Source organism: Actinoplanes sp. NPDC051346, assembly GCF_040682215.1.
Lineage (GTDB): Bacteria > Actinomycetota > Actinomycetes > Mycobacteriales > Micromonosporaceae > Actinoplanes.
Map to the genome: position 1 here is coordinate 303,048 of NZ_JBFBAJ010000002.1, position 24,313 is coordinate 327,360.

Genomic DNA, 24,313 nt, shown 5'->3' on the forward strand with positions numbered 1-24,313 from the left:
ACGTTGTCGTCGAACCGGTCGATCACCGTCCCGGAGGGTTGCACCGCGGTCGGGGTGCGCTCGTGTGTGTTCACCAACCTGGATCCGACGTTGTCGTACACGTTCCGGGTCGAGGCGGTGGGGCCCTCGGGCGGCACGCTGTCGGCGGCCAGCTCCACCGGGGTGTTCCCGAACAAGCCGGGCGCCCCCGGCAAGCCGACAGTGGTCAACGGCGTTCCGGGCACCGTGACGGTCAATTGGACGGAGCCGGAGTCCGGCGGACCGGTCCTGACGTACTCGGTGCGGTCGCTGCCGGAGGTCAACCCGCCGGCCGGCTGCACCAACCAGGCGGTGTTCAGCTGCACCTTCACGGGTCTCGACCCGGCGGAGTCGTACACCTTCCAGGTCACCGCCACGGGCCCGTCGGGCAGCGAGGTGTCGCCGAGATCGGATCCGGTGTCCCCGGGTGCCCCGGCCGCTCCGGGCACGCCGACCGTGGCCGTCACCGCGCCGAACACGGTGCGGGTCACCTGGACGGCGTCGCCCACCAGCGGGGGAGCCGTCACCGGCTACACGGTGACCTCCGACCCGGTCGTCACGCCGCCCGCGGGCTGCGTGCTCACCGCCTCGTTGAGCTGTGACTTCACCGGTCTCGACGCCGCCAAGGCCTACACCTTCCTGGTGACGGCGGTCGGCGGCGCGGGCCGGACACCGTCGGTGGCGAGGTCGACGCCGATCACCCCGGCAGCGGCCGGGGTGCCGGGCACGGCCACGGTGCAGTTCGTCTCGGCCGGAACGGTCCGGGTCAACTGGACGGCGCCGGTCGGCGGCGGACCGGTCGACAACTACACGGTCACCGCCACGCCGGACGGCGGCAGCCCGCAGCCGGGCTGCACGAACGTGACTGCGCTCACATGTGACATCGCGGGGCTCGACGCCACCAAGACGTACACGTTCCTGGTGACGGCGAACGGCAAGGCGGGTAACACGCCCGCCGCGGCGCAGTCCGCGCCGCTCAGGCCGGCCGCCCCGGGCACACCGGCCGCACCGGCCGTGCAGCTGGGCGGGCCCCACGCGGTGCGGGTGACCTGGGAGGCGCCGGTTGGCGGCGGCCCGGTCGCGCAGTACTCGGTGGTGTCCGACCCGGCGGTGCCCGCGCCGGCGGAGTGCACGAATGTGACGGCCCTGGCCTGCACCTTCGGCAATCTGGACAGCGGTGTGCAGTACACGTTCCGGGTCGTGGTGACCGGACCCGTCGGTGGCGCGATCACCGGCGCGGCCTCGTCACCGATCATCCCGGGGCCGCCGGACGCGCCCGGCCGCCCCACGGTGGCCCTGACCGGTGTCGCCAACCAGGTGCGGGTGAGCTGGGAGGCGCCCAGCGAGGGTGCCGGCATCCAGGGCTACACCGTGCAGTCCACTCCGGGACGGCTGGGATGTGACGTGGCTGCCACGGCGGCCGCCACCTCCTGTGTGGTGTCGAACCTCAGCCCCACGCAGGCGTACACGTTCCGGGTGCTGGCCGTCGGCGTGACGTCCAGTGGCAACTCGGGCTTCAGCCCGCAGTCTGTCGCGATCACCCCGGGCGCGTTGGCGGCACCGACCGACGTCGACGTCGTCGCGGCGAACCGGCAGATCGCCGTGTCGTGGACGGCGTCGGCGAACGCGGGAAGCAAGGTGGCGTACTACCGTGCGACGGCCACTCCGGGTGGAGCCAGCTGCCAGACGGCGGACGGCACCACCACCGACTGCGCCATCACCGGGCTGACCAACCTGACCGCGTACACGGTGCAGGTGGTCGCGATCGGCGTCGAGGGCACGGGCAACTCTTCGCCCAGTGCGGCGTCGGCGCGGGTGCGACCCACTGCCGGCCCGCCCGGAGCACCGACCAACGTGACGGCGGCACCGCGTAACGGCAGTGCGCTGGTCACCTGGGCGGCACCGGCGTCGACCGGTGACGGCATCGCCCGCTACGTCGCTACGGCTTCCGGCACGCCGGACGGCCAGGCGTGCGTCACCCCGGACGGCGTAACCCTCAGTTGCGTCATCACCGGCCTGACGAACGCCAACGAGTACCGGATCACGGTCGTGGCGGTCGGTCGGGCGGCGAGTGGCATCTCGGCGCCCAGCACACCGCCCGCGGCGGTGACCCCGGCGGCCCCGCCCGCGGCGCCCACCGGCGTCACCGTCACACCCGGCACGTCGGACCTGACGGTCCGCTTCACTCCGGGCGAGGGGGGATCGGCGGCCGTGAACTTCACGGCCACCGCGGTCGGCGGTCCGTCCGCCGGTCCCTGCACGACGGCCAACGCGACGACGTACACCTGCCCCATCACCGGTGTGCAGCCCGGCCTCACCTACACGGTGACGGTGGTCGCCAACTCGGCGACCGCGGGCCTTCGCTCGGCGCCGAGCGCGCCGTCCGACACGGTGACGGCGTCGGCCTGGGCCGCGCCGACGCTGCCCAACCTCGCTCCGTCGGGGACCGCCCTGCTGGGTCCGTTGACCAGCTCGGCCGGTACAGCGTTGACGCTGGGTGGCACGACCACGCTGAGTGGGGCGGGGTTCGCCCCGTACGCCCGCCTCACCATCGGGTACTACCCGGGTCCGGGTGTCCTCGGATACGTGGTGGCGGACTCGACGGGCGCGTTCAGCGTGCAGGTGACGTTGAACACCGGAGCCGGGACGCGGACTCTCGTCGTGGGGGGTAGGCAAACCCCCACCTCGACCTCGTCCCGTTACCGGAACCTGACGGTGACCGTCGCCGGGTAGGGCGGTGCCGCTAGCGCGGTAACAGCGGTACACACGGGTCACCCCGGAGCCTCGGCTCCGGGGTGACCTGCTTCCGGGGCACGGGTTCCTCGCGACTGACGATTTACATGAATCGATATCGATGCCAGGATCGTGACACCGAGATCATGCGGTGTCCGCACAGTCGTCGACCCGGCAGCGGCACCCAGCAGAAGGGAACCTGATGCGCCTACGTCGTGCGCTTGCCCTCGGCACCGCCCTGTTTGCGACCGCCGGCAGCCTGCTCGTCGGCACCGCCCCCGCTCAAGCCGCCCCCGCCCCCGCTCCCGCCCCCGCCCCCGCTCCCGCCGGGCAGGCTGCCCCGGCGCTCGCCGCCCGGGCGGTCACGCTCGCCTCGACCATCAGGCTCAACAACTGCTCCGCCTCCCTGGTCCGCTACCCGAACTCCGCCAGCACCGACCGGGCGATGATGCTCACCAACGGGCATTGCTACGAGGGCGGCTTCCTCAATGCCGGGCAGGTGCTGCAGAACCGGTCCAGTAGCCGCTCCGGAACCCTGCTCAACAGCACCGGCGGCGCCCTGGGCACGCTCCGCGCCGACCGCCTGCTGTACGCGACGATGACCGGCAACGACGTCGCCCTCTACCGGCTCACCAGCACGTACGCCACGATTCAGAATCGCTTCGGGACCACCGCGCTGACCCTGTCGAACACCCACCCCACCGCGGGCACCTCGATGAGCATTCCCTCCAGCTACTGGCGCCGGATCTGGAACTGCAAGATCGACACCTTCGTCGGCACGTTGCGCGAGAGCCAGTGGACCTGGCATGACTCGATCCGGTACGACACCGCCTGCGACACCATCGGCGGCACCTCCGGGTCGCCGATCGTCGACGCGAGCACCGGCCAGGTCGTGGGGATCAACAACACCGGCAACGAAGACGGCCAGATGTGCACGCTGAACAACCCCTGCGAGGTTGCCCCGGACGGCACCACGCAGGCGTACGAGGGGCAGAGCTACGGCCAGCAGACGTACTGGTTCACCACCTGCCTCACCAGCGGCCGAGTGATCGACTTGACCATCTCGGGCTGCCTGCTCACCAAGCCGTGACGTCGTGGCCCGGCGGGCTGTCGCCCGCCGGGCCACGATCCGCGCCGGTGGGTCGAATGTGCGGATTCGCAAACCGGCTGGTGGTCGACCGGTGGCCATTTGCCGCGGGCCGGAGTGCGGTGAGCAGATCCACACGTGCGAAACGCGGACGCGAGGCGATGGTCGGCGGAACTAAGCTCTGCGGGCTCACCCCCGTGGACGGAGATTCATGCGCACGAAGCATTTTCTGGCCGGCGCCCTCGCCGCTGTCACCCTGACCGTGATCGGTGGCTGCGCCGCTCAGAAGATCGAGGCTCTGGAGCCGAAGCTGGAGTTGCGTAACGCCGCGCAGCAGCTCGCCGACGCCCAGCAGGCCGGTTTCACCCTCAAGGTCACCGGCAACGCCGACGACCTGATCGCCGCCATCAACATGCAGGCGAAGCAGGACAAGTCGGCCGAAGCGGCAGTGACCGCCGAGGACGCCACCGTCATGCGCCAGCTGTTCAAGTCCTCCTTCACGATCGCCTACGACAAGGCGGGCGCGGGCCCGGAGGACGACCAGTCGATGATCGCCGCGACCGTGGACGGCGTCGCCGGCACCGAGATCCGTTACGTCGACGGGAAGCTGTACGCGAAGGCCCCCGTCGCCGAGCTGGCCACCAAGTTCGGCGCCAGCGCCGCCGAGGTCGAGTCGCTCAGCGGTGCGGCCGTGGGGGACCTGCCCGGCCTGGACGCCTTCTTCGACGGCAAGTGGGTGGCCGTCGACGGCAAGGAGATCACCGACCTGGCCAGCGCCGGCGCCGGGCTGCCGGCGCAGGACCTGGAGCAGAAGAAGGTGATCGAGGAGCTGACCGCCAGCGCCACCAACCTGGTCGAGGGCGCGACCGTCACGCGCGACAGCGCCGACGACAAGCACCTCATCGTCACCTCGTCGAGCACGAAGGCGTACGCGGAGGCCAAGCGGTTCGCCTCGGCTGTCGACAAGGAACTCGTCCGCGAGTTCACCGCGCCGCCCAAGGACCGGCCGATCGTGCTGGACCTGTGGATCGACGGAGGCAAGCTCACCGCGGCCGAGCTCAACGTCCTGCAGTTCGTCGACGGCGCCACCGGCCGGGTCGCGGCCCGCCTTGAGGTCACCACCGGCCTTCCGATCGCCGTGCCGGAGGGCGCTGCCAAGATCGACTTGGCGGGCCTGCTCGGTCCTGGCGCGACCGACTGATCCATGGAGAAGGGGATCACCCCTTCTTCTTTTTGCCACCCTTGCCGTGTCCGCCCTTTCCCTTGTTTCTCTTGTCGTTCTTGGCTTCCTGGTCGTTCTCATGGGCGATGGTCCGAGTGGGCGGCTCGGCCTGCTCGGCGGCGGACAGGACCAGGTCGCATCGGGTGCCGTTCAGTCGGAACTCGGTGGGCAGGGCGGTGGCGGCCCGGTAGGTGCCGTCGAGTCCGGTCGACGCGGATGCTCGCGCGGGCAGGTCACCCCCACGTGCCTGCACCGTGCGACCCGTCTGCCGCCAGGTGGCGTTCCAACCGCGGGTCAGTGTCTGTTCGGCGGGAAAGGTGAACGTCAGCCGCCAGTCCCGGATCGTCGTGGGTCCGGTGTTGGCGATCGTGACGGCGGCGGTGAACCCGCCCTTGACCGCACGTCGGACGGCGTAACGGACGCTGCAGCTCGAATCGGGCTGTTGGGGAGCGGCTGCCACGGCGGGTGGCGCGGCCAGGGCGGGGACTTGGATGTCGCCCGTCTCGCCGGGCCAGGTGACGCCGACTCCGGCCGTCAGTAGCAACGCCGCCGCGCCGGTCAGCGCCAGCGCCGTGCGCCGGCGCCCGCTGCCAGCCGGGATTTTGAGGGTCACCGTAGGACTCTCGGCGCTGGCGGCGGCGCCGGCGATCGGCAACGGGGCGGGCACGAGGCCGGCCGCGAGGGCGAGGACGCGGGCCGCCTCGACCGCGTCGGGCCGGTCGGCGGGGTCTTTGCGCAGGCACTGTTGGCAGAGGTGCACCACCTCAGGCGGCAATCGCGCGATCGGTGGCAGCGGTGCCGGCTCCTCATGGCGGTGGGCCGCGAGCATCTCTCCGGCGGTGGCGGCCGGCCAGGGGAGATGCCCCGTCAACGTCCGGTACAGCACCAGGCCGAGCGCGTACACGTCGGCCGCGGCGCTGACCGGGCCGCCGTCGATCCGCTCCGGCGCGAAATAGGCCGGCGTACCCAGCACCTGGCCGTCAGACTCGTCCGCCTCGCCGACCATGGCCGAGATGCCGAAGTCGACGAGCTTGACCTCGGCGTCGGTGACGAGCACGTTGGCGGGCTTGACGTCGCGGTGCACGATGCCTCGCGCGTGCGCGGCGGTCAACGCGGCGGCGACCTGGGCGCAGACCGCCACCGCCCGGTGCCACGGCAGGGCGCCGTCGACCAGCACCTGCGCCAGCGACGGGCCGTCCAACAGCTCCATCACCACGTACGGCTGGGCCGGGCCGCCGTCCTCAGACAGCTGGCCGTAGTCGTAGATCTCCACGATGTTCCGGTGGTGCAGTGCGGCCACGGCACGGGCCTCCCGGTGCACCTGCTGGAGCACCTGGGGAGAGGGGGCCGTGTCCGGTGTGAGCACCTTGACCGCTACATCCCGGCCGAGGACCTCGTCATGGGCGCACCACACCACCGACATGCCTCCGGCGGACACCCGCCGACGCAGCCGGTACCGCCCACTCAGCAATTGCCCAGCCCTCATGGCCGGTATCGATGCCCGTATGCAGGGGGTCCGAAACGGCGAGGCGCGCGGCTCTTACGTCCGCCAGTTCGTCACGACGGCCGGCGAGGGCGTCGCCTCACGCGGCCGTGAGGTGGGTGCCGTGCGACGAGCCGTCGCCCGGGTCGGAGGTCGCGGCCGTCAGCAGTCGGTCGACGGCGTCGGGGGTCATCGGCCGGTGGAACAGGAAGCCCTGGGCCAGGTGGCAGTTCATGTGCTGAAGGAGGGCCGCCTGCTGCGGGGTTTCGACGCCCTCGGCGATGGTGCTCAGCCGCAGGTTCTCGCTGAGGTGCAGGATGGCGCGGAGGAACGCGGAGTCCTGCGGGCCGGGTGCGATGCCGCCGTCGGAGTGGACGAACGAGCGGTCGATCTTGAGGATGTCGACGGGCAGGTGCCGGAGGTACGACAGCGAGGCGTATCCGGTGCCGAAGTCGTCGATGGCGATGCGGATGCCGTGGTCGCGCAGCCGTTGCAGGCAGTTGTGCACGTCGGTCGCGGCGGAGCCGGTCACCGCGACCAGGGCGGTCTCGGTGATCTCCAGGATCAGGGCGGTCGGCGGCAGCCCGCTGGCCGAGAGCGCGTCGAGGACCATCTGGGCGAACTCGGGGTCGGGCAGCTGGTGGCCCGAGACGTTGACCGACAGGCTCAGGCCGAATTGACGATGCCACGTGGTGGCCTGCTCGATGGCGTGGCGCAGCACCCACGCACCGATCGCGATGATGAGTCCGCTGTCCTCGGCGGCCGGGATGAACTGGTCGGGCGGGACGTTGGTGCCGTCCGGCTTGGTCCAGCGCAGCAGCGCCTCCAGGGAGCGCACCTCGCCGGTGCGCGAGTCGACCACCGGCTGATAGTGCACGCGGAACTCGCCATCGGTGAGGGCGCGGCGCAGGTCGTCCACGAGCCGGACGCTGTCCAGCCGGCTGCTGCGCAGCTCGGCGTCGAAGGCGGAGATCCGGTTACGGCCGTCGGCCTTGGCGACCCGCAGGGCCACGCCGGCATCGCGCAGCGCCTCGGCGGCGGTCAGGGGCGCGTCGATGACGCGGTAGCCGACGCTGGTGGTGACGACGACCTCGCCGTCGCTGCGCGCGTACGGAAGACGGCTGGCCGCCATGATCCGTGCGGCGCGCAGCGCGGGATCGGTGGCCGCCGGGTCCTCCAGCAGCAGCGCGAACTCGTCGGTGCCGACCCGGGCCAGGCTGTCGGACTCGGTGAGCAGGCCCAGCAGTCGGGTGGACAGCTCGACCAGCACCTGGTCGCCGGCCTCGTGGCCGAGCGTGTCGTTGATGTCGGCGAAGTTGTCCAGGCCCACCAGCAGCAACGCGGGCGAGCCGGTGACCGGCCGGCGGGCCAGCGCCCGCTCCAGTCGTTCCAGCAGCAGCGCACGGTTGGGCAGGCCGGTGAGCGGGTCGTGCAGCGCGCGGTGGGTGAGCTGCCGCTGCAACATCTCCTGGTCGCGCAGGGCCTTCGTCAGCTCGACGGCCTGCCGGTCCAGCATGGCCGCCCGGCGCTGGGCGACCCGGGCCAGCATTCCGAGCCGCACGACGAGCAGGGTGGAGATGATCGCGCCCAGCAGTGTCGGCACCAGGGTGTCGTACCAGGCGGTGCTCGCGGCATATTGGTCGACGATCTGCACGCCGGTGACGACGGCGAGAGGGCACAGGAACGCGAGGCCGGCGAAGGCCAGCAGCCGGCCGGAGCGGACGCCACGGGTGGCCCGGCGGACCCGGCCGAGGCCGGCGGCCGAGGGATGCAGCGCGGCGGTGCCGAACAGCAGAGCCCAGGCGAGCCACAGGATGTTGTCGAGGTCGCTCACCGAGATGAAGCCGTCCACGCCCACCCGCGCGAAGTACACGACGTCGCCGGCCAGCAGAAGGAAGATCGAAGCGGTCAGCATCCCGCTGGCCGGGCGCCGGGAGCCGGTCGTGAAGATCAGCCGGGCCAGGCCGGTGAGGACCAGCAGATCGCACACCGCGTACGCCATCCAGATGCCCACCATGGCGGAGCTCGCGCTGGGCTGATGCAGGTACGGCTGCACCACCACGGTCCACCAGATCGCCGCGACGCCCGCGGTGACCACTCCGGCGTCGACCAGCTCGGCCGCCGTCCACGCCCAGGAGCGCCGCGGCACGACCACCGCCAGGCCCGCGATCAGCAGCCCGTACATCACGAAGTAGACGCCGTCGACGATCGACAGGAACACGGCCTGACCGTAGATCTCGAAGCCGACCGCGAACATGGTGTTGGCCAGCATCGACACGGCCAACGCGGCGATCATCAGCCACCACCCGGCGGCGCGCGCGGGGCGGTGCCGCCGAACTCCGATGATGGCGGCCACCACGCCGGATCCCATGACGAGGGCGAAGACCACGATGCCGAGGACGCGCGGGCAGAACCCGAACGCCACCACGGAGACCACGCCCAGGGTGAGGTACGCCGCCCACGCGGTGACACCAGTCAGCCGCTGCCAGGCAGATCCGCCTGTGGGCGGCGGCGCCGCAGACCATTCCATTCAGAACCGCCTTCGACGCTCCCGGGCCGGGGCAGCCCGTGGCCGTTCCACCATCAAACGGTCGGCGCGGTGCAGTTCTGGACCAATTCGGGTGCAACTCGGTTGTCCGTGACCCGCGCCACTTCCGCTGTGCGGACAGCCACCTTTTTGTGGGTGCTAGCCAACGCCTCGGACAGCTCCCGGCCGAATGCCGTCAGGGAGTACTCGGTCTTCAGCGGCAGGCTTGTACCGCCGGCATCGGCCGGTGCTCGACCAGCTCGGCGGTGCACATACCTACCTCGGCGAGGACATCGGCCTGGCCGCCGCGTACGACATCGCGCTCCTCGACCTCTTCTGGACCGCGGCGACTTCTCCGGCGAAGGCAACCCGCTCACCCCCGCCGTATCCTCCGTGGCTCACCTCGTCGAAGCCTCCGAGGCGCACGGCATCGACGCCGGCGTCATGCGCGCCGCCGAGTTCCTGACGCGCCATTGAGCCGGCGGCCTCCGGGGAACCTTTACAGAAGCCTCACATGGCGGCTGAAGACGTCGGTCCACTTGCGACTTATGGTGAGGCTTCGATGTCTCTCCTTTCTCAAGTGAGGTGTGATATGTCGGTACGCACGCGTATGGCAGCGCTGGGCGCGGCGGCGACAATGGCGACGGTCGGATTGCTGGCGGCGCCGCAGCCGGCGTCGGCGGTGACCTACGTGCAGAACTACGGCACCAATTTCCGGGGCCCGACCGCCATGGCGGACTGTAAAGCGTTCGGCGACGCGGGCCGATACAACGGTAGGTGGGACTTCTACCGCTGCACGCCGATGACGGGGTACGTGCTCATGGCCGGCTACGTCTACCTGTAGGCAAGCACCGGGGCGCTCCGGGCACGCTGTGGCCGGAGCGCCCTGGCGGCGTGAGCTACCACTGTGGATTCGCTTCATCTGAGCGAGGATTTCTCGGTCCTGGTGCCCGTGTTAGCGTGCGGCATGGCTCACATCGACCTGGGGGTCGACGAAAAGGAGTTCCCCGGCATCATCGGACCGATGCGGTTCCGGCCGGAGACAGCCGCACCGCTCAACGCGCTCGCCGAGGTTCTTCTCCGCGCCCCGCATTCGCTTCCCGCCGGAGAGCGGGAACTCATCGCCGCGTACGTCTCGGGCTTGAACGACTGCACGTTCTGCTGCTCGTCGCACTCGGCATTCGCCGCGGCGCAGCTCGACGAGGGCATGTCCCTTGTGGAGCAGGTACGTGCCGACCCGGACACCGCCGCGGTCTCGCCAAAGCTACGGGCGCTGCTGCACGTGGCCGGTGCCGTGCAGCGGTCCGGCAAGGCCGTCACGCCAGACCTGGTGGCCGCCGCTCGCGCGGAAGGAGCTACCGACCTGGAAATCCACGACACCGTCCTCATCGCCGCGGCTTTCTGCATGTACAACCGGTATGTCGACGGCCTGGGCACCTACGCCCCACCCAACCCTCAGGCTTACGTGCCGATGGCGGAACGCATCGTGACCCAGGGATACGGCGTCTGATCGCCGGAACGCACCCTGCCCGGCGACCCGAGGGTGACCGCGCTGGTGCTGTGGGCGGTGGGCACCGCCGCCCTGGCGGCATCGGACGACCGCGCTTCCAGGATGGAACCCGATTTGCGGGACGCCACCCCGCGCCGTTGAATGTTACCGGGAGGTAGCCCGATGGCCGAGACCCGGAAACACCTCGTGATCGCCCTCAGCGCCGTGCTGTCCCTGGGAACGCCGCTGGTCGCCGCGACCCCGCCGGCGTCCGCCGCGACGGCCGCCTGCGCGGCGCCGACGCCCAGCACGACCCAGCCGGGATATCTGGTCGCGGACCCCGGCTGCGACTCCAGCGGCGCCCCGTTCGTGCCGCTCACCGACGCCTCCGGTGCGCCGCTCACGCGGATCCACACCGGAATCCACGAAGGCGCGGCCTACCGCGTGGAGGTTCCGGTCCGCTGGAACGGCGACCTCGTCGTGTACGCCCACGGCTACCGCGGCACGGGCACGACCGTGTACGTGGACAGCCCCGGCCTGCGGGCGCACTACATCGAGCGCGGCTTCGCCTGGGCCGCGTCCAGCTACAGCACCAACGGCTACGACGTCGGGCAGGGCGTCCGCGACTCGTACTCCCTCATCGACGTCTTCGGCCGGGTCGCCGGCACGAGCGCCCGGTCGGTCTACCTGACCGGCGCCTCGATGGGCGGGCACGTCACCGCGGTCGGCATCGAGGAATACCCGCGGGCCTTCGTGGGGGCGATGCCCTACTGCGGGGTGCTCGGCGACACCGAGCTGTACGACTACTTCCTCGACGCGAACGTCACGGCCGCCGCCCTCGCCGGGGTGCCCATCGACTTCCCGCTGGCTCCGTCCGCCGACTTCCCGGACCGGTGGCGGGAGCGGATCGCGCGGATCCTGCCCGAGCTGGGTGTCACCGCGGGCGCTCCACCGGTGCTGACCGTGGCCGGGCGGACCTGGTCCGACGTGGTCGAGCGGCGCAGCGGCGGGCAGCGGCCGGGATTCGACGGCGCCTTCGCCTACTGGAGCGCGGCTCGCTCCCTCGCGCCGCTCGACGACCTGCCGTTCCTGTTCGGGCTCTACCCGGGGCTCACCGGCGGCACGGGCGGCATCGCCGACGGCAACGTCACCGACAACCGGTTCACGGTGTACCGCAGCACGGACAAGCGGCGGCCCACCGCCGCCGAGTGGCGGCTCAACGCCGAGGTGCTGCGGGTGCGGCGTACCGATCGGGCCGATCCCGGCCTGGACGGAGTTCCGCGCGTGGACGGCCGACCGCGGGTTCCGGTGCTGTCGCTGCACGACATCGGCGACCTGTTCGTACCGTTCTCCATGGAGCAGGTGTACGCCGAGCGCGCGGCCCGGCACGGTCGCGCCCGGCTGTTCGTCTCCCGTGCCATCCGCGGCGTCGGGCACTGCGACTTCACCCAGTCCGAGCTGCGGCAGGGCTTCGACGACCTGGTGGGCTGGGTACGCGACGGCCGGCGCCCGGGCGGCGACGCCATCCTGAACCGGCGAGCGGTGGCCGATCCGGCGTTCGGCTGCCGCTGGACGGTGGGCGTCCGGCCGGACTTCGCCGAGCCGTGTCCGGCATGACGCGAGCCGGCGGTGGGTCTGGTCCGTATGCTCCGGATTGGTGCGGGACCGCGCCGTGCCGGATGAACCGAGGTGACCATGCTCGAGCTGTGGATCCGACATGAGACGCGCGCGTCCGAGCGGCGCTGCGCGCTGAGCCCCGGGGATGCCGCGACCTTGATCGGTCAGGGTGCCCGCGTCACCGTCGAGGAGTCGCCCCAACGGATCTATCCCCTCGACGACTACGTCGCTCAGGGCTGCGCCACCGCGCCGGCGGGCGCCTGGGAGGACGCGCCCGAGAACGCCGTCATCCTCGGGCTGAAGGAACTGCCGGACCAGCCGGCCCGCCTGCGGCACCGGCATGTGTTCTTCGGCCACGCGTACAAGGGCCAGCCCGGCGCCCGGCAGCTGCTGGAGCGATTCGAGGCCGGCGGCGGCCTGCTGCTCGACCTGGAATCGCTCGCCGACGACGCGGGGCGCCGCCACGCCGCCTTCGGATACTGGGCCGGCTTCGCGGGGGCGGCACTCGGGGTCCTCCAGCAGCACGGCGACCTGCGCGCCCCCATCGAGCCGACCACCAGTGCCGACCTCGTCCAGCGCCTGCGCACCTATCGTGACCGGCCGGACGGCACCGCCCTGGTGATCGGCGCGCTCGGCCGCAGCGGCCAGGGTGCCGTCGCCGCCCTCGCCGAGGCCGGCGTCGCCACGACCCGATGGGACGTCGCCGAGACGCGGCAGCTGGATCGCGCCGCTCTCCTGCGGCACGAGCTGCTCGTCAACGCCGTCCTGGCCGGCGTCGGCACCGAACCCTTCCTGCGGCGTACGGATCTGGCCGACCCGCAGTGCCGCCTGACCTGCGTCGTCGACGTCAGCTGCGACCCGGGCTCGCCGTGGAACGCCCTGCCGCTCTACGACACCGTGACCACCTGGGACGCCCCGGCGACCACGGTCGGGAGCACCGCGGTCATCGCGATCGACAACCTGCCGTCGTTGCTGCCGCGGGACGCCACCGACAGCTTCTCCGCGGACCTGGCGCCCCACCTGATGGACCTCGACGGCCTCGACGGCTCGTGGCGACGCTGCGCGGCGGCCTACCGGGCGGCGGTCGACGCGCTGACCTGACCCTCAGGGGGCGGTCGGAGCCGGCAAGGCGGGGCCGCGCGTGCCGCGAAACACCCGCAGCGCGACGCCGGGGCGGAACAACGCCGTCGGCGGGACGACGAGATACAGCACGTCGGCGAACGCCCGGGCGACGTACTCATCGCGGTTGGCGACATCGGAGGTGCGGTCGAGATACCAGTTTCCCAGCCGGGCCGCCCAGCTCGGCCGGGGGCCCACCGTGGTCGGGTAGCGCAGGTCCGCCCCGGTGGCGATCTGCCAGGGCGCCCCGCTGCACCGCGCGACCGCCGCCTGGGCGACGCGACCGAAGGTGCCCGGATTGGCGCGCAGATGCTTGTCGAGCAGCACCGCGGCCTGGGCGGCGACCGTCATCCCCTGGCCGTACACGGGATTGAAGGTGCAGGCGGCGTCGCCGACCACCAGGAGACCGTCCGGCCAGCGCGGCATGCTCTCGAAGTGACGGCGATGGTTCGCCGTCCGCCGGTAGCCGTGGACCGGGGAGTCCGGGGTGCCGTTCTTGATCGCCTCGTAGAGCACCGGGCTGCGCAGGTTCCGCGCGAACTCCAGAAAGCCCTTCTCGTCGGTGGGTGGTACGTCGCCGCCGAGCCCGCCGAGGGTGACCATCCACTTGCCGCCCTCGATCGGATACAGCACCCCGGCGCGCCGCACATCCGGCGCCTTGGGCATCAGCAGGATGAGCTTCCACCCGCCGGTCGCTCCCTCGGGCAGCGAGTAGCGGCGGCTGGCATAGGCGAGGCCGGACTCGACCCGGCTCTCCTTGGGCCGCCCGTAGCCGAGCTGGTCGAGCCAGTCGCAGGCACGCGAGGTGCGTCCGCTCGCATCGACCACCAGGTCCGCGGCCAACGGCTCAGGCTCCGCGTTCGGGGACCGGCCGCGGAGCATTACGCCCCCGACCGCCGGCGCGCCCGCGGCCGGCAACAACCCGACGACTTCGTGTCCGGTGCGGAACCGTACCCGCCCGTACTCCACCAGGCGCTGGCGCAGCGCCCAGTCGATCAGTTCCCGGCTGGCGCCGACGAGTCGGTGAGTGGCGGGAAACTGGTCCCGCCAGCCGGTGGGGCTCAGGTAGAGGACCTCCGTGGGCGCCGCGACCGGCACCGCGCCGCGCTCGTGCAGTCCGGCGATCACACCGGGAAACAGCCGGTCGAGCGCGTCCTGGCCGGCCGGGATCAGCACATGCAGGTGGTGCGCCTGCGGCAGTCCTTTGCGTACGGCCGGCTCAGCGGGAAAGTCGTCGCGGTCGACGACGGTGACGCTCTCCACGTGGTCGGCGAGGACCCGGGCGGCGCAGAGCCCGGCGACGCTGCCACCGATGACGACAGCGTGGCGAGGTGTGTGCGTGGATAGTGACATCCATCCATCATCTGTGGTTCAGGCCCGAGAGCCGACGCGGCGCTCCAGGGCTTCGATGACGGTCAGGCACACGTCGATCTCGTAGAGCCTCTCGATGCTCTGCATCCCGCCCGGGCTCTCCGCGTTGATCTCCACCACCTTGTCGCCGATGAGATCGATGCCGACGAAGAACATGCCGTCGGCCACGAGCTTCTCGCCCATCGCGTCGATGACGCCGCGTTCCACGTCGCCGATCTCGAGAGGAACCGAGCGTCCGCCCTTGCTGATGTTGGCCCGCGGGTCCTTGCCGTTGGGCACGCGCCGGAAGGCGGCCGCCTTCCCGCCGCGCTCGAGGAGTTTTCCCTCGAGGAGGAAGATCCGGGCGTCGCCGTCCTCACCGCCGTCGACGAACTCCTGCACGAGGGCGTAGCCGTCCTGCAGTACGGCCTCGGTGATCTGCGCGAGGTTCTGTTCCGCCTCGTTGTCGACCATGAACACGTTGCGGCCCTTGGCCCCGTACAGCGGCTTGACCACGGAGCGGCCGACCTCGGAGACGAACTGCTCGATCGCCGCGGGGTCGCGCGTCACGAGCGATCGCGGTCGGATCCTCTCGGGGAATTCCTCCAGGTAGAGCTTGCTCGTCGCGCGGATGAGGGACATGGGGTCGTTGACCACCGTCACGCCTCGAGCCTTGAGCATCTGGCCGAAGACCGCACCCAGGGGACTGGCCCACGGCCGCTGCTGCATGTCGTCGATGGACTCGTTGCGCAGGAACAGGGCGTCGAGGTCGTCCATGACGATGCGTTCGGCGTCGCGCTCCTTGACGGCTGTCATGAAGCTTTCGAGCGTGTCGCCCTCGTGGAAGTCCGCGGCATGGGCGCGGGCGACGAGCCGCCCGTCGCTCTCGCCGAGCTCGACGTCTCCGACCCCGATGTACCAGACTTCATGCCCGGTCTGGCTCGCGGCCCTCGCCAACCGCGTGGTGGCGTACTCGTCGATCTCGGTGGCGACGTCATTGACGAAGAATGCAAGCCTCATGCCGACACGTCACTTTCGTAGAGGTCCGTGACTGACGCACCCGCGCGCAGCCGGTCGAGGCGCTCCTGAGCGCCGGGTACGTCCAGCCATCGTGGCCGTACCCAAGGTGGTTGGAGGACCCCGCGATCGAGCAGGTCCTGAATCAACGGAATGTGGTCGAGCGCGAGCTTGCCGACCAGGAGCGCGTCGAGGCTGACGCCCTCGGCGAAGGCCTCGAGGAGGCGGGAGATGCCACGGAGATAGATCGCGTCCTTCACCGAACCGCCCGCGACGACCACCCGGATGGCGATGATCCAGGCGGTCTTCCTCGGTATCTGGTGCTCCGCCCGCAACGATTCGAAGATGTCCAGGAATTCGGCGCCGTCGAGCATCTTGTCGACCGCCACGACCCTCGCCGCGAGCACGCGAAGACGCCGGGGGTCCAACCCGCCGGTCAGGTACTCGGCGAGCACCGCGAGGCCTTCCTGGGTCTCGTCGTACCCGGGCAGTCCGATCGTCAGCAGTTTCAGGGGTTGCCGGGAGCCGTTCTGGTAGGTGACGACATGGGTGCCGACCTCGTGATGCAGCAACGGCTCGACGCGGTCCGCCCGGAACGTCGCGTCCTCGGGGATCAGCAGCCGGCCGAACGACACCATCAGTTCGGAGATGTCGTCGCGGACGTCGATGTGCTGGGGGAAGTCGGGATAGGCGGCGCGGTAACGATCGATCTCCGCACGCGCCGCGTCGGCGAACGCCCCGGCGGTGACACTGGGGGCGGTAGGAGATTGCGGCGGGATCGCCGCCAGCAGCTCGTGCGCGGCCGACGCGAGAGACGGGGTGATCCCTCCGTACAGTTGAAGCGACCCATGCACGAACCGTGACGTGTCGCGATCCTCCAAGGCCGTGATCTGTCGTGCTATCTCGTCACGCTTCGTCCGCAAGAGCGTGTGCAGCGCGGGGTCGGCGACGTTCTCGATCTCCAGGTTGTAGAGGTCGCGCCGCACGAGATCGGGCTCGAACTCCAGCGGCCTGAGGCGAAGGGTGGGGACGCCGCGAAAGTCGCTCCGCTCGAAGTCGGCCCAGGCTTCCGCCGCGTTGACCGGCGTGGTGTTGAGCAGCAGGTCCACACCGCGCTCGATCTCGGTGAGGCGGGTGTCGATGTCGAGAGCAGGTCCAAGCTGCTGGGTCACAGATGTCACACGACACCCATGCCCACCGACGGCTACGCGCAACCTTTCGGCCATACATGCGAACGCAGCGTGTCGGACTGGTCACCGATTCCGGTCGCGGTTGCCGATCGTGTGACCGGTGATCTAGCTTTTCAGATCTTCACGGGGAGGAGCGACGCATGCTGCACGACATCGACGCCGCGGAGGACTGGCTGGATTCCTGGGCGGCCGGGGTCAGCGCGCAGGCGGAGCGGGCTGCCGCGCTGTCGCGGCGGGTCGCCGGGCTGACCGCGAGTGCGGCGAGCGCCGACGGGTCGATCAGCGTCACCGTCGGCGCGTCCGGCCAGGTGGAGAAGTTCGAGCTCGACGATCGGGTACGGCGGCTGTCCGGCGCGGAACTGGCACAACAGCTCACGGCGGTGATGCGTTCCGCACAGGCGAACCTCTCCACCCAGGTGGCCGGCGAGGTGGAGGCGACGGTCGGCGCGGACAGCGAGACCGGCCGGGCGGTGCTTCACTCGTTCGAATCGCGATTCCCACGCCAGGGCGACGAGGCCGCGGGCGGTGCCGGCGATGGGCGCTGACGGGCAGGTCCAGTTCCCGATCGACCAGGTGCACAGCCACGCGGGCGCGGTCGAGCAGGTGGCCGAGGCGATGGGTACGGCCCGGTCCGCGGTGCACGAGGTGACCATGGACTCCCAGGCCTATGGCCAGCTCTGTCAGTTCCTGCCGACGCTGCTGACTCCGATCTTCGACCTCGGCGCCGACGCGCTGAGCGGCAGCGTCGAAGCGTTGCGGGAGACGGCGGCCAACCTGCGCGGCGCGGCGGCCGACGCCCGGAACACCGACGTGCGTAACGCCCGGACGATCGACGCCGCCGGCAACCGGCAGGAGCTGCCACTGTGAGCAACCCCCTGGTTGCCCAGGAGCACAGTTCGACGACGTGGTACACCGGCCTCGGCCTGATCGAGGACGCGGCACAGATCACCAGCGGCATCCAGAACAACAGCTGGGTCGACGGCACGCTCGGCACGGTGGGCGGCAGCCTCGACATGCTGGGGCTGGCGATCGACCCGATCGGCTCGCTGGTCTCCTGGGGCGTGTCGTGGCTGATGGAACACGTCAAGCCGCTCAAGGACGCGCTGGACTGGCTGGCCGGCAATCCGGACGCGATCGCCGCACACGCGGCGACCTGGGACAACGTCGCCAAGTACACGGCCGACACGCGCACCCAGTACAGCGACGCGGTCACCGCGGCAACCGCTTCCTGGCTGGGCGCCTCCGGTGACGCCTACCGCGAACACGCCGCGACCCACCTGGCCGTGATGGAGGGCATCTCGAACGCGGCGCACGGCATCTCGTACGCGGTGCAGGGCGCCGGCCTGCTGGTGGGCATGGTCCGCGGCATCGTGCGCGACCTCATCGCCCAGTTCATCGGCACCCTCGCCGCCCGGCTGCCGATGTGGCTGGCCGAGGAGGGACTGACCCTGGGCGCCGCCACCCCGCTGGTGATCGCCCAGGTCGGCGCGCTGGTCGCCAAGTGGGTCAACAAGATCCAGCATTTCGTACGGGCCCTGCTCAACAGCTTGCGCCGCCTGACGCCGATGCTGCACCGCCTCGGCGAGGTCTTCACCCAGCTGAAGGCCCTCCTCAACAAACTCGCCCGCTCCAGCCCCTTCGGCGGCGGCAAGCACGGGACGCCCCCCAAAGATCCTCCGCCGGGCGGAAAACCCCACGCCCCCGGGAAGGGCACCTTCGGCAACGACGCTCTCCGCGACGGACCGTCATTCGACGACGAATACGACTCGATCCTGGCCGGCCGAGGCCTTGACCGGGCCGACCATGACAATCTGCGCCTCTCCGCGGCTGACGATTTGACGGAAGCGCAGAAGAAAGAGGTCATCGCGGTCCGCAGCGAGATGACCGCCGAGACCGGCCAGGTCATGACGAAGGTGCTCCACCCCGACGCGGTGGACGCCTACCTGGGCAACGTGGCTGAGATGGGCGGAAGAGAGTTCAAGTCTGACCATGTGGGTGGGTTCGTCGCGCGAGGCAAGGATGTCGCCGATTTCCGCACCCCGGCGGAGCTGAGGGACGGTCTGGCGCTGGACGACGGCGGTGCGGGTTGGACGCCGATCAAGGCCGACGCCGACAGCGCCTACCAGATGCGGTATACGCAGCCAGAGAAACCAGACACGCCGATAGCGTTCGGCGGGCGCACCGATGCCGAGGCCGAGCACATGAGGACCCTGAGCGGCAACGATGGACGGCCTATCCGGCAGGATGACCCATTCCTGGGGACCGGCTATACCGCGGGCAGTGGGGTGCCCGAGTTCTTGTCCCGGGGAACGCGCCTGGAAGAACGCGCGGAGATCTGGCAGATCAACCGCGACGGCAGTGAGAGCCTGGTCGGCGTGTTCGACGAACAGACGAGACAGTGGGCGAGGATAGCGTCATGAGCGAGTTTCAATCGCTGACGGACGGCGGAATGCGGGCGGTCTGGCGCGGGCGAGAATACCGGCTGAAATCCGGCGGCGGGATCGGGCAGCGGTGGCATTTCCTCATCCCGGCCGACCCGAACGAGCCGCACCTCGAGGGGGCCGTATACGACGAGAAACTCGGCGGATACGGCATTCCGATCGACCCGGCGGAGCTCGACGCCTGGTACAGCACGAGCTGGTACTTCGACTGGCGTGGCCAGGGGTTCCGCGCGACGAGCCGGAGCGAAGACCAGATCAACGGCCACCTGATGAGCGGCGACGACCGGTGGGCGAAGGCCAACGGGCTGACGCTGTTCGACCGCGCCTGGGCGGTGGGACTGTTTCCTATCAGTGAAATCGAGAACCTTCGCGAGGAGCGTCACGATCTGCTTGCCAAATGGAAGAGCGAGCGGGCCAGGGCCGAGCTGAAGCGGGGGCAGGGCAAGTGACGACTCCTGGGGGGTGGCGTCCGGGCGAGGATCCGCGTAAGCCGGCGGGGGTCGGGCCGTCTATGCCGGTGGAGAAGCCGCTGCTGCCCAGTGTCGCGGATCTGCACCTGGGTAACACGTCCGTGCCCGGACGGTTCGAGGCGCACCGCACCGGCGGATTCGTGACGCGGATGCGGGACATTACCGCCAGGACCGCCGACGAGGTGGCCGCGAGTCACGGCCTCGACCTGATCGACGGGTGGCCGCGTGGCGGATCCCTGCACGTCCTGCGCTTCCGGGCGGCGTGGCCGAAGCTGTTCGTCACCTCGTTCGGTGGGCGGACGCCGGAGGGCGCGGCACGGATGGGCAGCCCCGCCGTCTATCCCGCGCCGTTCCTGGGCACGGGGTACACCACATACCGGCCGGCCGCGGTGCCGGAGTACTTCATGTTCCTCGCCGACCTTCCCGCGGGCGCCGAGATTCATCGCATCGATCCCAGCGGCGAGCAGACGCTGGTCGGCCAGTATCTCCATCGCCGCGTCGGCTGGATTCCCGAGGGGGAGTCGAGCTTCGGCCCGGCCGGCTGGTGGCGGGCGCCGGTGCCCGCGTACTCCCGGGTCCGCCGGGGACTGTACGTCGTTCATCAGGGCGTCGAATACGAGGCCGACTTCGGTCCCGGCCCGTGTCAGTACACGTTGCACGCCGTCCCGGGGCAGCCGCCCGCCGAAGGTTTCACCGAGCAGCACGGCGCGTGGACCAAAGTCGTCGACGACGTCCAGTGCGACCGGACCATCTACACGCGGCAGTTGTGCACCTGGCGCGACGCGCCGTTCGAGGTTCTCGATGCCGGAGGCGACCACGCCGTGCTGAACTTCCTCGGCGAGAACTACCAGACCGCGTCCGCGCTCGGGCTGGTCGAGGTCGACTACCGACTGTGGCGGACGGTGGCGCGTGCCAGCGAGCTGACCGACGCCCGCGAGGAGCAGACCGAAATCCCACCCCAGGGCATGTACGGCCGCTAGCCCGCACCCTCGATGTGCTTCGATGGCACAGGAAGGAGGTCGGACCCGGATGGCGAACTACGCCCGCATGTACCGCTGGGGTGTCACCCTCTGGGAACGCTACGGAAAGGCAGCCGCCGGCAGCATCGCGGCCGTGCTGGACCGCGAGGAGGCCGAGCGTCCGCGTCCGCTGGGCCGGGCGCTCGACGTCGGTTGCGGTCGTGGCCAGTTCACCCCCGAGCTCGCCGGCCGAGGTTGGGACGCCACGGGTATCGACTACGCGCCGGCCGCGATCGAAGCGGCCCGGAGCAAGGGCGTCGAGGGCGTCACCTACGTCGTGGGGGACGTGGCCGATCTGCGCTGGCCGATGAACAGAACCTTTCCGCGCTGGTACAGGCTTCGCCGCTCCTGAGGGATCAGCGGGTCAAGCGCCCAGCTCGTAGACGGTCACGGAGCCGCTGGAGTAGCGCACCCGCGCGAGGACGGCGAGCCTCGGCGAGACCGGGCCGGCCCGTCTGTCGGCCAGGAGCCACCTCACCCCGTACGCCTCGTGCAACTGCGCCACGTCGGTCGGATCCGCGGTCGTGAACACCCGCTGGTTGAGGGCGTACGTGGACGGGTCCGGCGGCGGTTGCAGCACGTATTTCAAGCCGTCGACGCCGTTGGCCGCGACGGTGGCGTCGGAGTAGCCCCAGCTTTCCACCAGGGTTCGCCGGCCACCGAGCCCGGCGACCCAGAACGCTCGGGCATCGCACGGCTTGGACCGGGCGACGGGCACGCAATGCACATTCGTCGCCACCACGTCGTCGTTGCGGGCGTGGTCGCTCAACCACAACGCGGCCCGCATCTCTTCGCGGGTGATCGTCCGCGCCGTCGGGGGTGGTGGGGCTTCCCGACCGAATGTGCTGCGCCACAGCGACTTGGCGGACGCGGCGGCGCCGGTGGCGATACTCGCTCCCAGCACCGCGGCGGTCACGGCGACCACCAGGAGCCGGAGGGGGCGACGGAGCAGGATGAGCAGAATCGCGGCGACCAGCACGAGACCGGCCACCCGGAGCAGCGGCACAGCGAGCGCCCACGCCCAGCCGCTCTTCGTGTCATTCGCCGGCGCCGTCACCGTCGGCGAGCAGCTGGCCCAGACCGCACCCGCGACCAGGCCGGCTACGGGCGTCCACCAGTGACGGCTTCGCTCGGCGAGCATCCACACCGTCAGCACCACCCCGAACGGCGCCGCGCAGAGCAGGAAGTAGAGCTGGCTGGCGGAGGGATGCCAGAGCAGCAGGGCCGCATCGAAGCCGGCGGCGACCATGCCGCCCAGCAGCCAGGCCGCCGGGTCCGTCCGGCGTCGTAGGAAGGCGACGCCGATCAGTCGAGCCCCCTGCGTCAGCATCCACCAACTCAGGATTCCCACGATGAAGATGGCGCCGGCGGTGCCCGCCCCCTGAACGCCCGGCGCGATCAGCCCGCCGGGAGCGACTCCGTCGTTGCTGCCCAACGTCGACCTGTAGGGCTCCATCCAGCGCAACAGGCTCAGCGGTTGCAGACCGAGCGTGCCCGCCCCACCGCCCGCGAACAGCAGAGCACCGATCACCATGGCGCCGACCAGTGCCGCGAGAAACCCGGCGACCGCTCGGGGAAACCGACGGTGCTGCCACCAGGCAACCAGGCCGGCCAGCGTCAGACCCGCCACCAGCGGCGGCAGCGCGCTGGACTTGGCGCCCGCGCAGGCGAGCGCGAGCGGCGGCACCAGGAACCAGGCCGGGCCCAACGGCCGGCCACGCAGCAGGTCGACCGCGATCGCCACGAGCAGACCCAGCAGAGGCATCGCGTACGTCTGCGACGGGCTCAGGTAGGACAGCAGCGCGACGATCCACGCGGCGGCGACGAGCGCCCATGGCAGGAGCGTCAGGGCCCAGTGCGCGGGACGTAGGGGCTTCGAGAGTGCCGACGTCACCGGGCAGCGGCCGTCTCTCGCTTCCGAGGACTCTGGCCGAGCAGCCCCAGGCAGATCAGCTGGACGGCCGAGAGCAGCAGCACGGCCAGCTTCGATATCACCAACTTCTTGTTGTACATCGGTACGACGATGGGCAGGGCAGCGGCGCTCTTCACGACGTCTCCTCTATGCCCAACAGTCGTGGGCGAGGACCACCCTGCACCATCCGACGCAACGCGCTGACCGCACGAAGCTAAATTTGACGTGAATAAGGTTCGTCCCTGGTCTGGTCGCGCTGTCAGCCTCCGGTCGGGTACGGGCGCGCCGCCGCGTTCGCCAACGCCATGAAGGCGGGCAGGTTGAGGTTCCAGAAGCCCGTCATGCACGAGTAGCGCGGGAAGAAGCCGCTGCAGCCGGAGGCGCTGGGGCCCACCTCGATGGTGAAGCCGGGAACGCCCCGCGTGCCGTAGATCCAGTCGTCGGTCGCCCCGGGCGCGAAGTAGTTCAGGCCGCCGTCGCCGTGCACCACGTCGTAGTGGTTGCCGCGGCTCATGGCTGTGGCGATCGCCCGCAGGTCGTTGTTGTTCGGGGCGAGCGAGTTCGTCCAGCCGTACGGATAGATGTTGAGCTCGGCGTAGCTGTGCAGCGTGACGAACGTGCCGGTGGTGTCGGTGGTCGCCGGCGAGAAGTCGGCGCTGGGCTTGGAGTCGCGGTAGATGCTGGACAGGAAGTTCTGGATGCCCTGGGTCTCCGGCTCGCTGGCCGCGCTCGTGCCCGGATAGGTCTCGCTGCACTTGGTGCCCTGGTTGACATCCCAGTGGTAGCTCGAGTTGCGGTTGAGGTCGACGCCGCGGCCGGTGCCGGAGCAGCCGTTGTCGTGGGCGTTCTTGCGCTGGGAGATCGGGCGGGTCGAGTTCGACGAGACGATGTCGACGCCGTCCGGGTTGGCGATCGGGATGACCCACAGCTCGGTGGTGTCCATCAGCCGGGTCACGTCGGCGTTCCTGCCGTAGTTGCTCACCAGGTGGTCGATCCACCGGTACGCGAGCTCGCCGGTCGCGAGTTCGCGCGCGTGCATCTGGGCCATGAGGGTGAACTTCGGCTTCGTGCCGCCGGTGTTCGTCGCGCAGTCCCCGGTCCGGATCTTGGTGATGCACAGGGACTGGATGTCGTGGCCGCCCCGGCCCTGGGTCTTCAGCCACGACTGGCCGATGGTGCGCAGGGCGACCAGGTCGGGATGGGCCGCGGCGACCTGCTGGTTGTGGGCCTCGTGCCCGGCCACGGTGTGGTAGCCGCCGTAGTAGGTGTCGGCCGCTGCCCGGAACGACGTCGCCACCGGCTGGTGGAGGGGACCGACATAGCGCACCGTCAGGCCGCGGTGCCGTAGTCGCTGGGCGTCCGCGGCGGTCGCCAGGATCGGTACGCCGTGGGTCAGCGGCCCTTCCAGCACGTCGTACCCGCGCTGGATGAGATCGGTGGCCAGGCCGCCGGCGGCGGTGGACGGCGAGCTGACGTCGTAGTACGCCGGCTCGGCCGGGGTCGGGACGGACGCGGCGGCGCTGCCGGGTGTTGCCAGCCCGGCGCCGAGCAGGGTCAGCAGGACGGCCATCGCGGCGAGCGATCTGCGCGACACAAACCTGGTCATCGGTACCTCGATC

22 protein-coding genes are annotated in these 24,313 nt (G+C 70.5%); 14 read left to right on the forward strand and 8 right to left on the reverse strand.

From position 1 onward, the window contains the following. From AB0M36_RS05805 to AB0M36_RS05815, 3 genes are all read left to right on the forward strand, one after another. Positions 1–2,751: fibronectin type III domain-containing protein (locus tag AB0M36_RS05805; RefSeq protein WP_364153025.1), on the forward strand; the 2,751-nt coding region annotated here is incomplete at its 5' end. Between the two features lie 202 nt (positions 2,752–2,953). Beyond that, positions 2,954–3,841, forward strand: coding sequence for a serine protease (locus tag AB0M36_RS05810; protein ID WP_364153028.1), 888 nt, complete (start codon positions 2,954–2,956; stop codon positions 3,839–3,841). Positions 3,842–4,049: 208 nt separating this feature from the next. Beyond that, positions 4,050–5,039, forward strand: coding sequence for a hypothetical protein (locus tag AB0M36_RS05815; protein ID WP_364153031.1), 990 nt, complete (start codon positions 4,050–4,052; stop codon positions 5,037–5,039). Between the two features lie 16 nt (positions 5,040–5,055). Here the strand turns inward: AB0M36_RS05815 and AB0M36_RS05820 are convergent, their stop codons facing one another. Both AB0M36_RS05820 and AB0M36_RS05825 read right to left on the reverse strand, forming a co-directional pair. After that, the gene (locus tag AB0M36_RS05820) at positions 5,056–6,546 is read right to left on the reverse strand and encodes a protein kinase (RefSeq protein ID WP_364153034.1); all 1,491 of its coding nucleotides are present in this window, start codon (positions 6,544–6,546) and stop codon (positions 5,056–5,058) included. A 97-nt stretch (positions 6,547–6,643) separates the two neighbouring features. After that, a complete protein-coding gene (locus tag AB0M36_RS05825; RefSeq protein ID WP_364153036.1) occupies positions 6,644–9,073 on the reverse strand; it encodes an EAL domain-containing protein in 2,430 nt (809 codons plus the stop codon). 390 nt (positions 9,074–9,463) lie between these two features. Between AB0M36_RS05825 and AB0M36_RS05830 the strand changes: the two genes are divergently transcribed. From AB0M36_RS05830 to AB0M36_RS05850, 5 genes are all read left to right on the forward strand, one after another. Next, positions 9,464–9,547 (forward strand): hypothetical protein, encoded by an 84-nt coding sequence (locus AB0M36_RS05830; protein WP_364154264.1) that lies wholly within the window; start codon positions 9,464–9,466, stop codon positions 9,545–9,547. 115 nt (positions 9,548–9,662) lie between these two features. Beyond that, on the forward strand, positions 9,663–9,914 hold the full coding sequence (locus AB0M36_RS05835) for a hypothetical protein (protein WP_364153038.1): 252 nt from the start codon (positions 9,663–9,665) through the stop codon (positions 9,912–9,914). 123 nt (positions 9,915–10,037) lie between these two features. After that, positions 10,038–10,580 (forward strand): carboxymuconolactone decarboxylase family protein, encoded by a 543-nt coding sequence (locus AB0M36_RS05840; protein ID WP_364153040.1) that lies wholly within the window; start codon positions 10,038–10,040, stop codon positions 10,578–10,580. A gap of 162 nt (positions 10,581–10,742) precedes the next feature. Next, positions 10,743–12,176, forward strand: coding sequence for a phthalyl amidase (locus AB0M36_RS05845; protein ID WP_364153043.1), 1,434 nt, complete (start codon positions 10,743–10,745; stop codon positions 12,174–12,176). 78 nt (positions 12,177–12,254) lie between these two features. Further along, the gene (locus AB0M36_RS05850) at positions 12,255–13,277 is read left to right on the forward strand and encodes a saccharopine dehydrogenase (protein WP_364153045.1); all 1,023 of its coding nucleotides are present in this window, start codon (positions 12,255–12,257) and stop codon (positions 13,275–13,277) included. A 3-nt stretch (positions 13,278–13,280) separates the two neighbouring features. Here AB0M36_RS05850 and AB0M36_RS05855 read toward each other — a convergent pair whose 3' ends face one another. Genes AB0M36_RS05855 through AB0M36_RS05865 form a run of 3 tightly spaced genes read right to left on the reverse strand, consistent with a single transcriptional unit; the run spans position 13,281 to position 16,834 of the window. Continuing rightward, complete coding sequence (locus tag AB0M36_RS05855) at positions 13,281–14,648, reverse strand: FAD-dependent monooxygenase (protein ID WP_364153048.1); 1,368 nt, start codon at positions 14,646–14,648, stop codon at positions 13,281–13,283. A gap of 18 nt (positions 14,649–14,666) precedes the next feature. After that, positions 14,667–15,665 carry a hypothetical protein gene (locus AB0M36_RS05860; RefSeq protein ID WP_364153050.1) on the reverse strand — a complete coding sequence of 333 codons (999 nt, stop codon included), beginning with the start codon at positions 15,663–15,665 and terminating at the stop codon, positions 14,667–14,669. Then, a complete protein-coding gene (locus tag AB0M36_RS05865; RefSeq protein WP_364153053.1) occupies positions 15,662–16,834 on the reverse strand; it encodes a tyrosine/phenylalanine carboxypeptidase domain-containing protein in 1,173 nt (390 codons plus the stop codon). Before AB0M36_RS05865 ends, AB0M36_RS05860 begins: the two co-directional genes overlap by 4 nt. A 158-nt stretch (positions 16,835–16,992) precedes the next feature. On the opposite strand from AB0M36_RS05865, the gene AB0M36_RS05870 reads away from it, so the two are divergent. Genes AB0M36_RS05870 through AB0M36_RS05895 form a run of 6 tightly spaced genes read left to right on the forward strand, consistent with a single transcriptional unit; the run spans position 16,993 to position 21,134 of the window. Further along, on the forward strand, positions 16,993–17,397 hold the full coding sequence (locus AB0M36_RS05870) for a YbaB/EbfC family nucleoid-associated protein (RefSeq protein WP_364153056.1): 405 nt from the start codon (positions 16,993–16,995) through the stop codon (positions 17,395–17,397). Further along, positions 17,387–17,719, forward strand: a complete 333-nt coding sequence (locus tag AB0M36_RS05875; protein WP_364153059.1) for a type VII secretion target — start codon at positions 17,387–17,389, stop codon at positions 17,717–17,719. The genes AB0M36_RS05870 and AB0M36_RS05875 overlap by 11 nt, the downstream gene beginning before the upstream one ends. Continuing rightward, positions 17,716–19,272, forward strand: coding sequence for a hypothetical protein (locus tag AB0M36_RS05880; RefSeq protein WP_364153062.1), 1,557 nt, complete (start codon positions 17,716–17,718; stop codon positions 19,270–19,272). Before AB0M36_RS05875 ends, AB0M36_RS05880 begins: the two co-directional genes overlap by 4 nt. Further along, positions 19,251–19,742 carry a hypothetical protein gene (locus AB0M36_RS05885; protein WP_364153065.1) on the forward strand — a complete coding sequence of 164 codons (492 nt, stop codon included), beginning with the start codon at positions 19,251–19,253 and terminating at the stop codon, positions 19,740–19,742. The genes AB0M36_RS05880 and AB0M36_RS05885 overlap by 22 nt, the downstream gene beginning before the upstream one ends. Then, positions 19,739–20,743, forward strand: coding sequence for a hypothetical protein (locus AB0M36_RS05890; protein WP_364153068.1), 1,005 nt, complete (start codon positions 19,739–19,741; stop codon positions 20,741–20,743). Before AB0M36_RS05885 ends, AB0M36_RS05890 begins: the two co-directional genes overlap by 4 nt. A gap of 49 nt (positions 20,744–20,792) precedes the next feature. Next, positions 20,793–21,134, forward strand: a complete 342-nt coding sequence (locus AB0M36_RS05895) for a class I SAM-dependent methyltransferase (RefSeq protein WP_364153071.1) — start codon at positions 20,793–20,795, stop codon at positions 21,132–21,134. A gap of 12 nt (positions 21,135–21,146) precedes the next feature. Here the strand turns inward: AB0M36_RS05895 and AB0M36_RS05900 are convergent, their stop codons facing one another. The 3 genes from AB0M36_RS05900 to AB0M36_RS05910 all read right to left on the reverse strand — a co-directional run bounded on the left by AB0M36_RS05900 (position 21,147) and on the right by AB0M36_RS05910 (position 24,300). Beyond that, positions 21,147–22,676, reverse strand: coding sequence for a hypothetical protein (locus AB0M36_RS05900; RefSeq protein WP_364153073.1), 1,530 nt, complete (start codon positions 22,674–22,676; stop codon positions 21,147–21,149). Beyond that, positions 22,673–22,831, reverse strand: a complete 159-nt coding sequence (locus AB0M36_RS05905; RefSeq protein ID WP_364153076.1) for a hypothetical protein — start codon at positions 22,829–22,831, stop codon at positions 22,673–22,675. The genes AB0M36_RS05900 and AB0M36_RS05905 overlap by 4 nt, the downstream gene beginning before the upstream one ends. A gap of 122 nt (positions 22,832–22,953) precedes the next feature. After that, a complete protein-coding gene (locus AB0M36_RS05910; RefSeq protein ID WP_364153078.1) occupies positions 22,954–24,300 on the reverse strand; it encodes a M14 family zinc carboxypeptidase in 1,347 nt (448 codons plus the stop codon). Between the last annotated feature and the right edge of the window lie 13 nt (positions 24,301–24,313).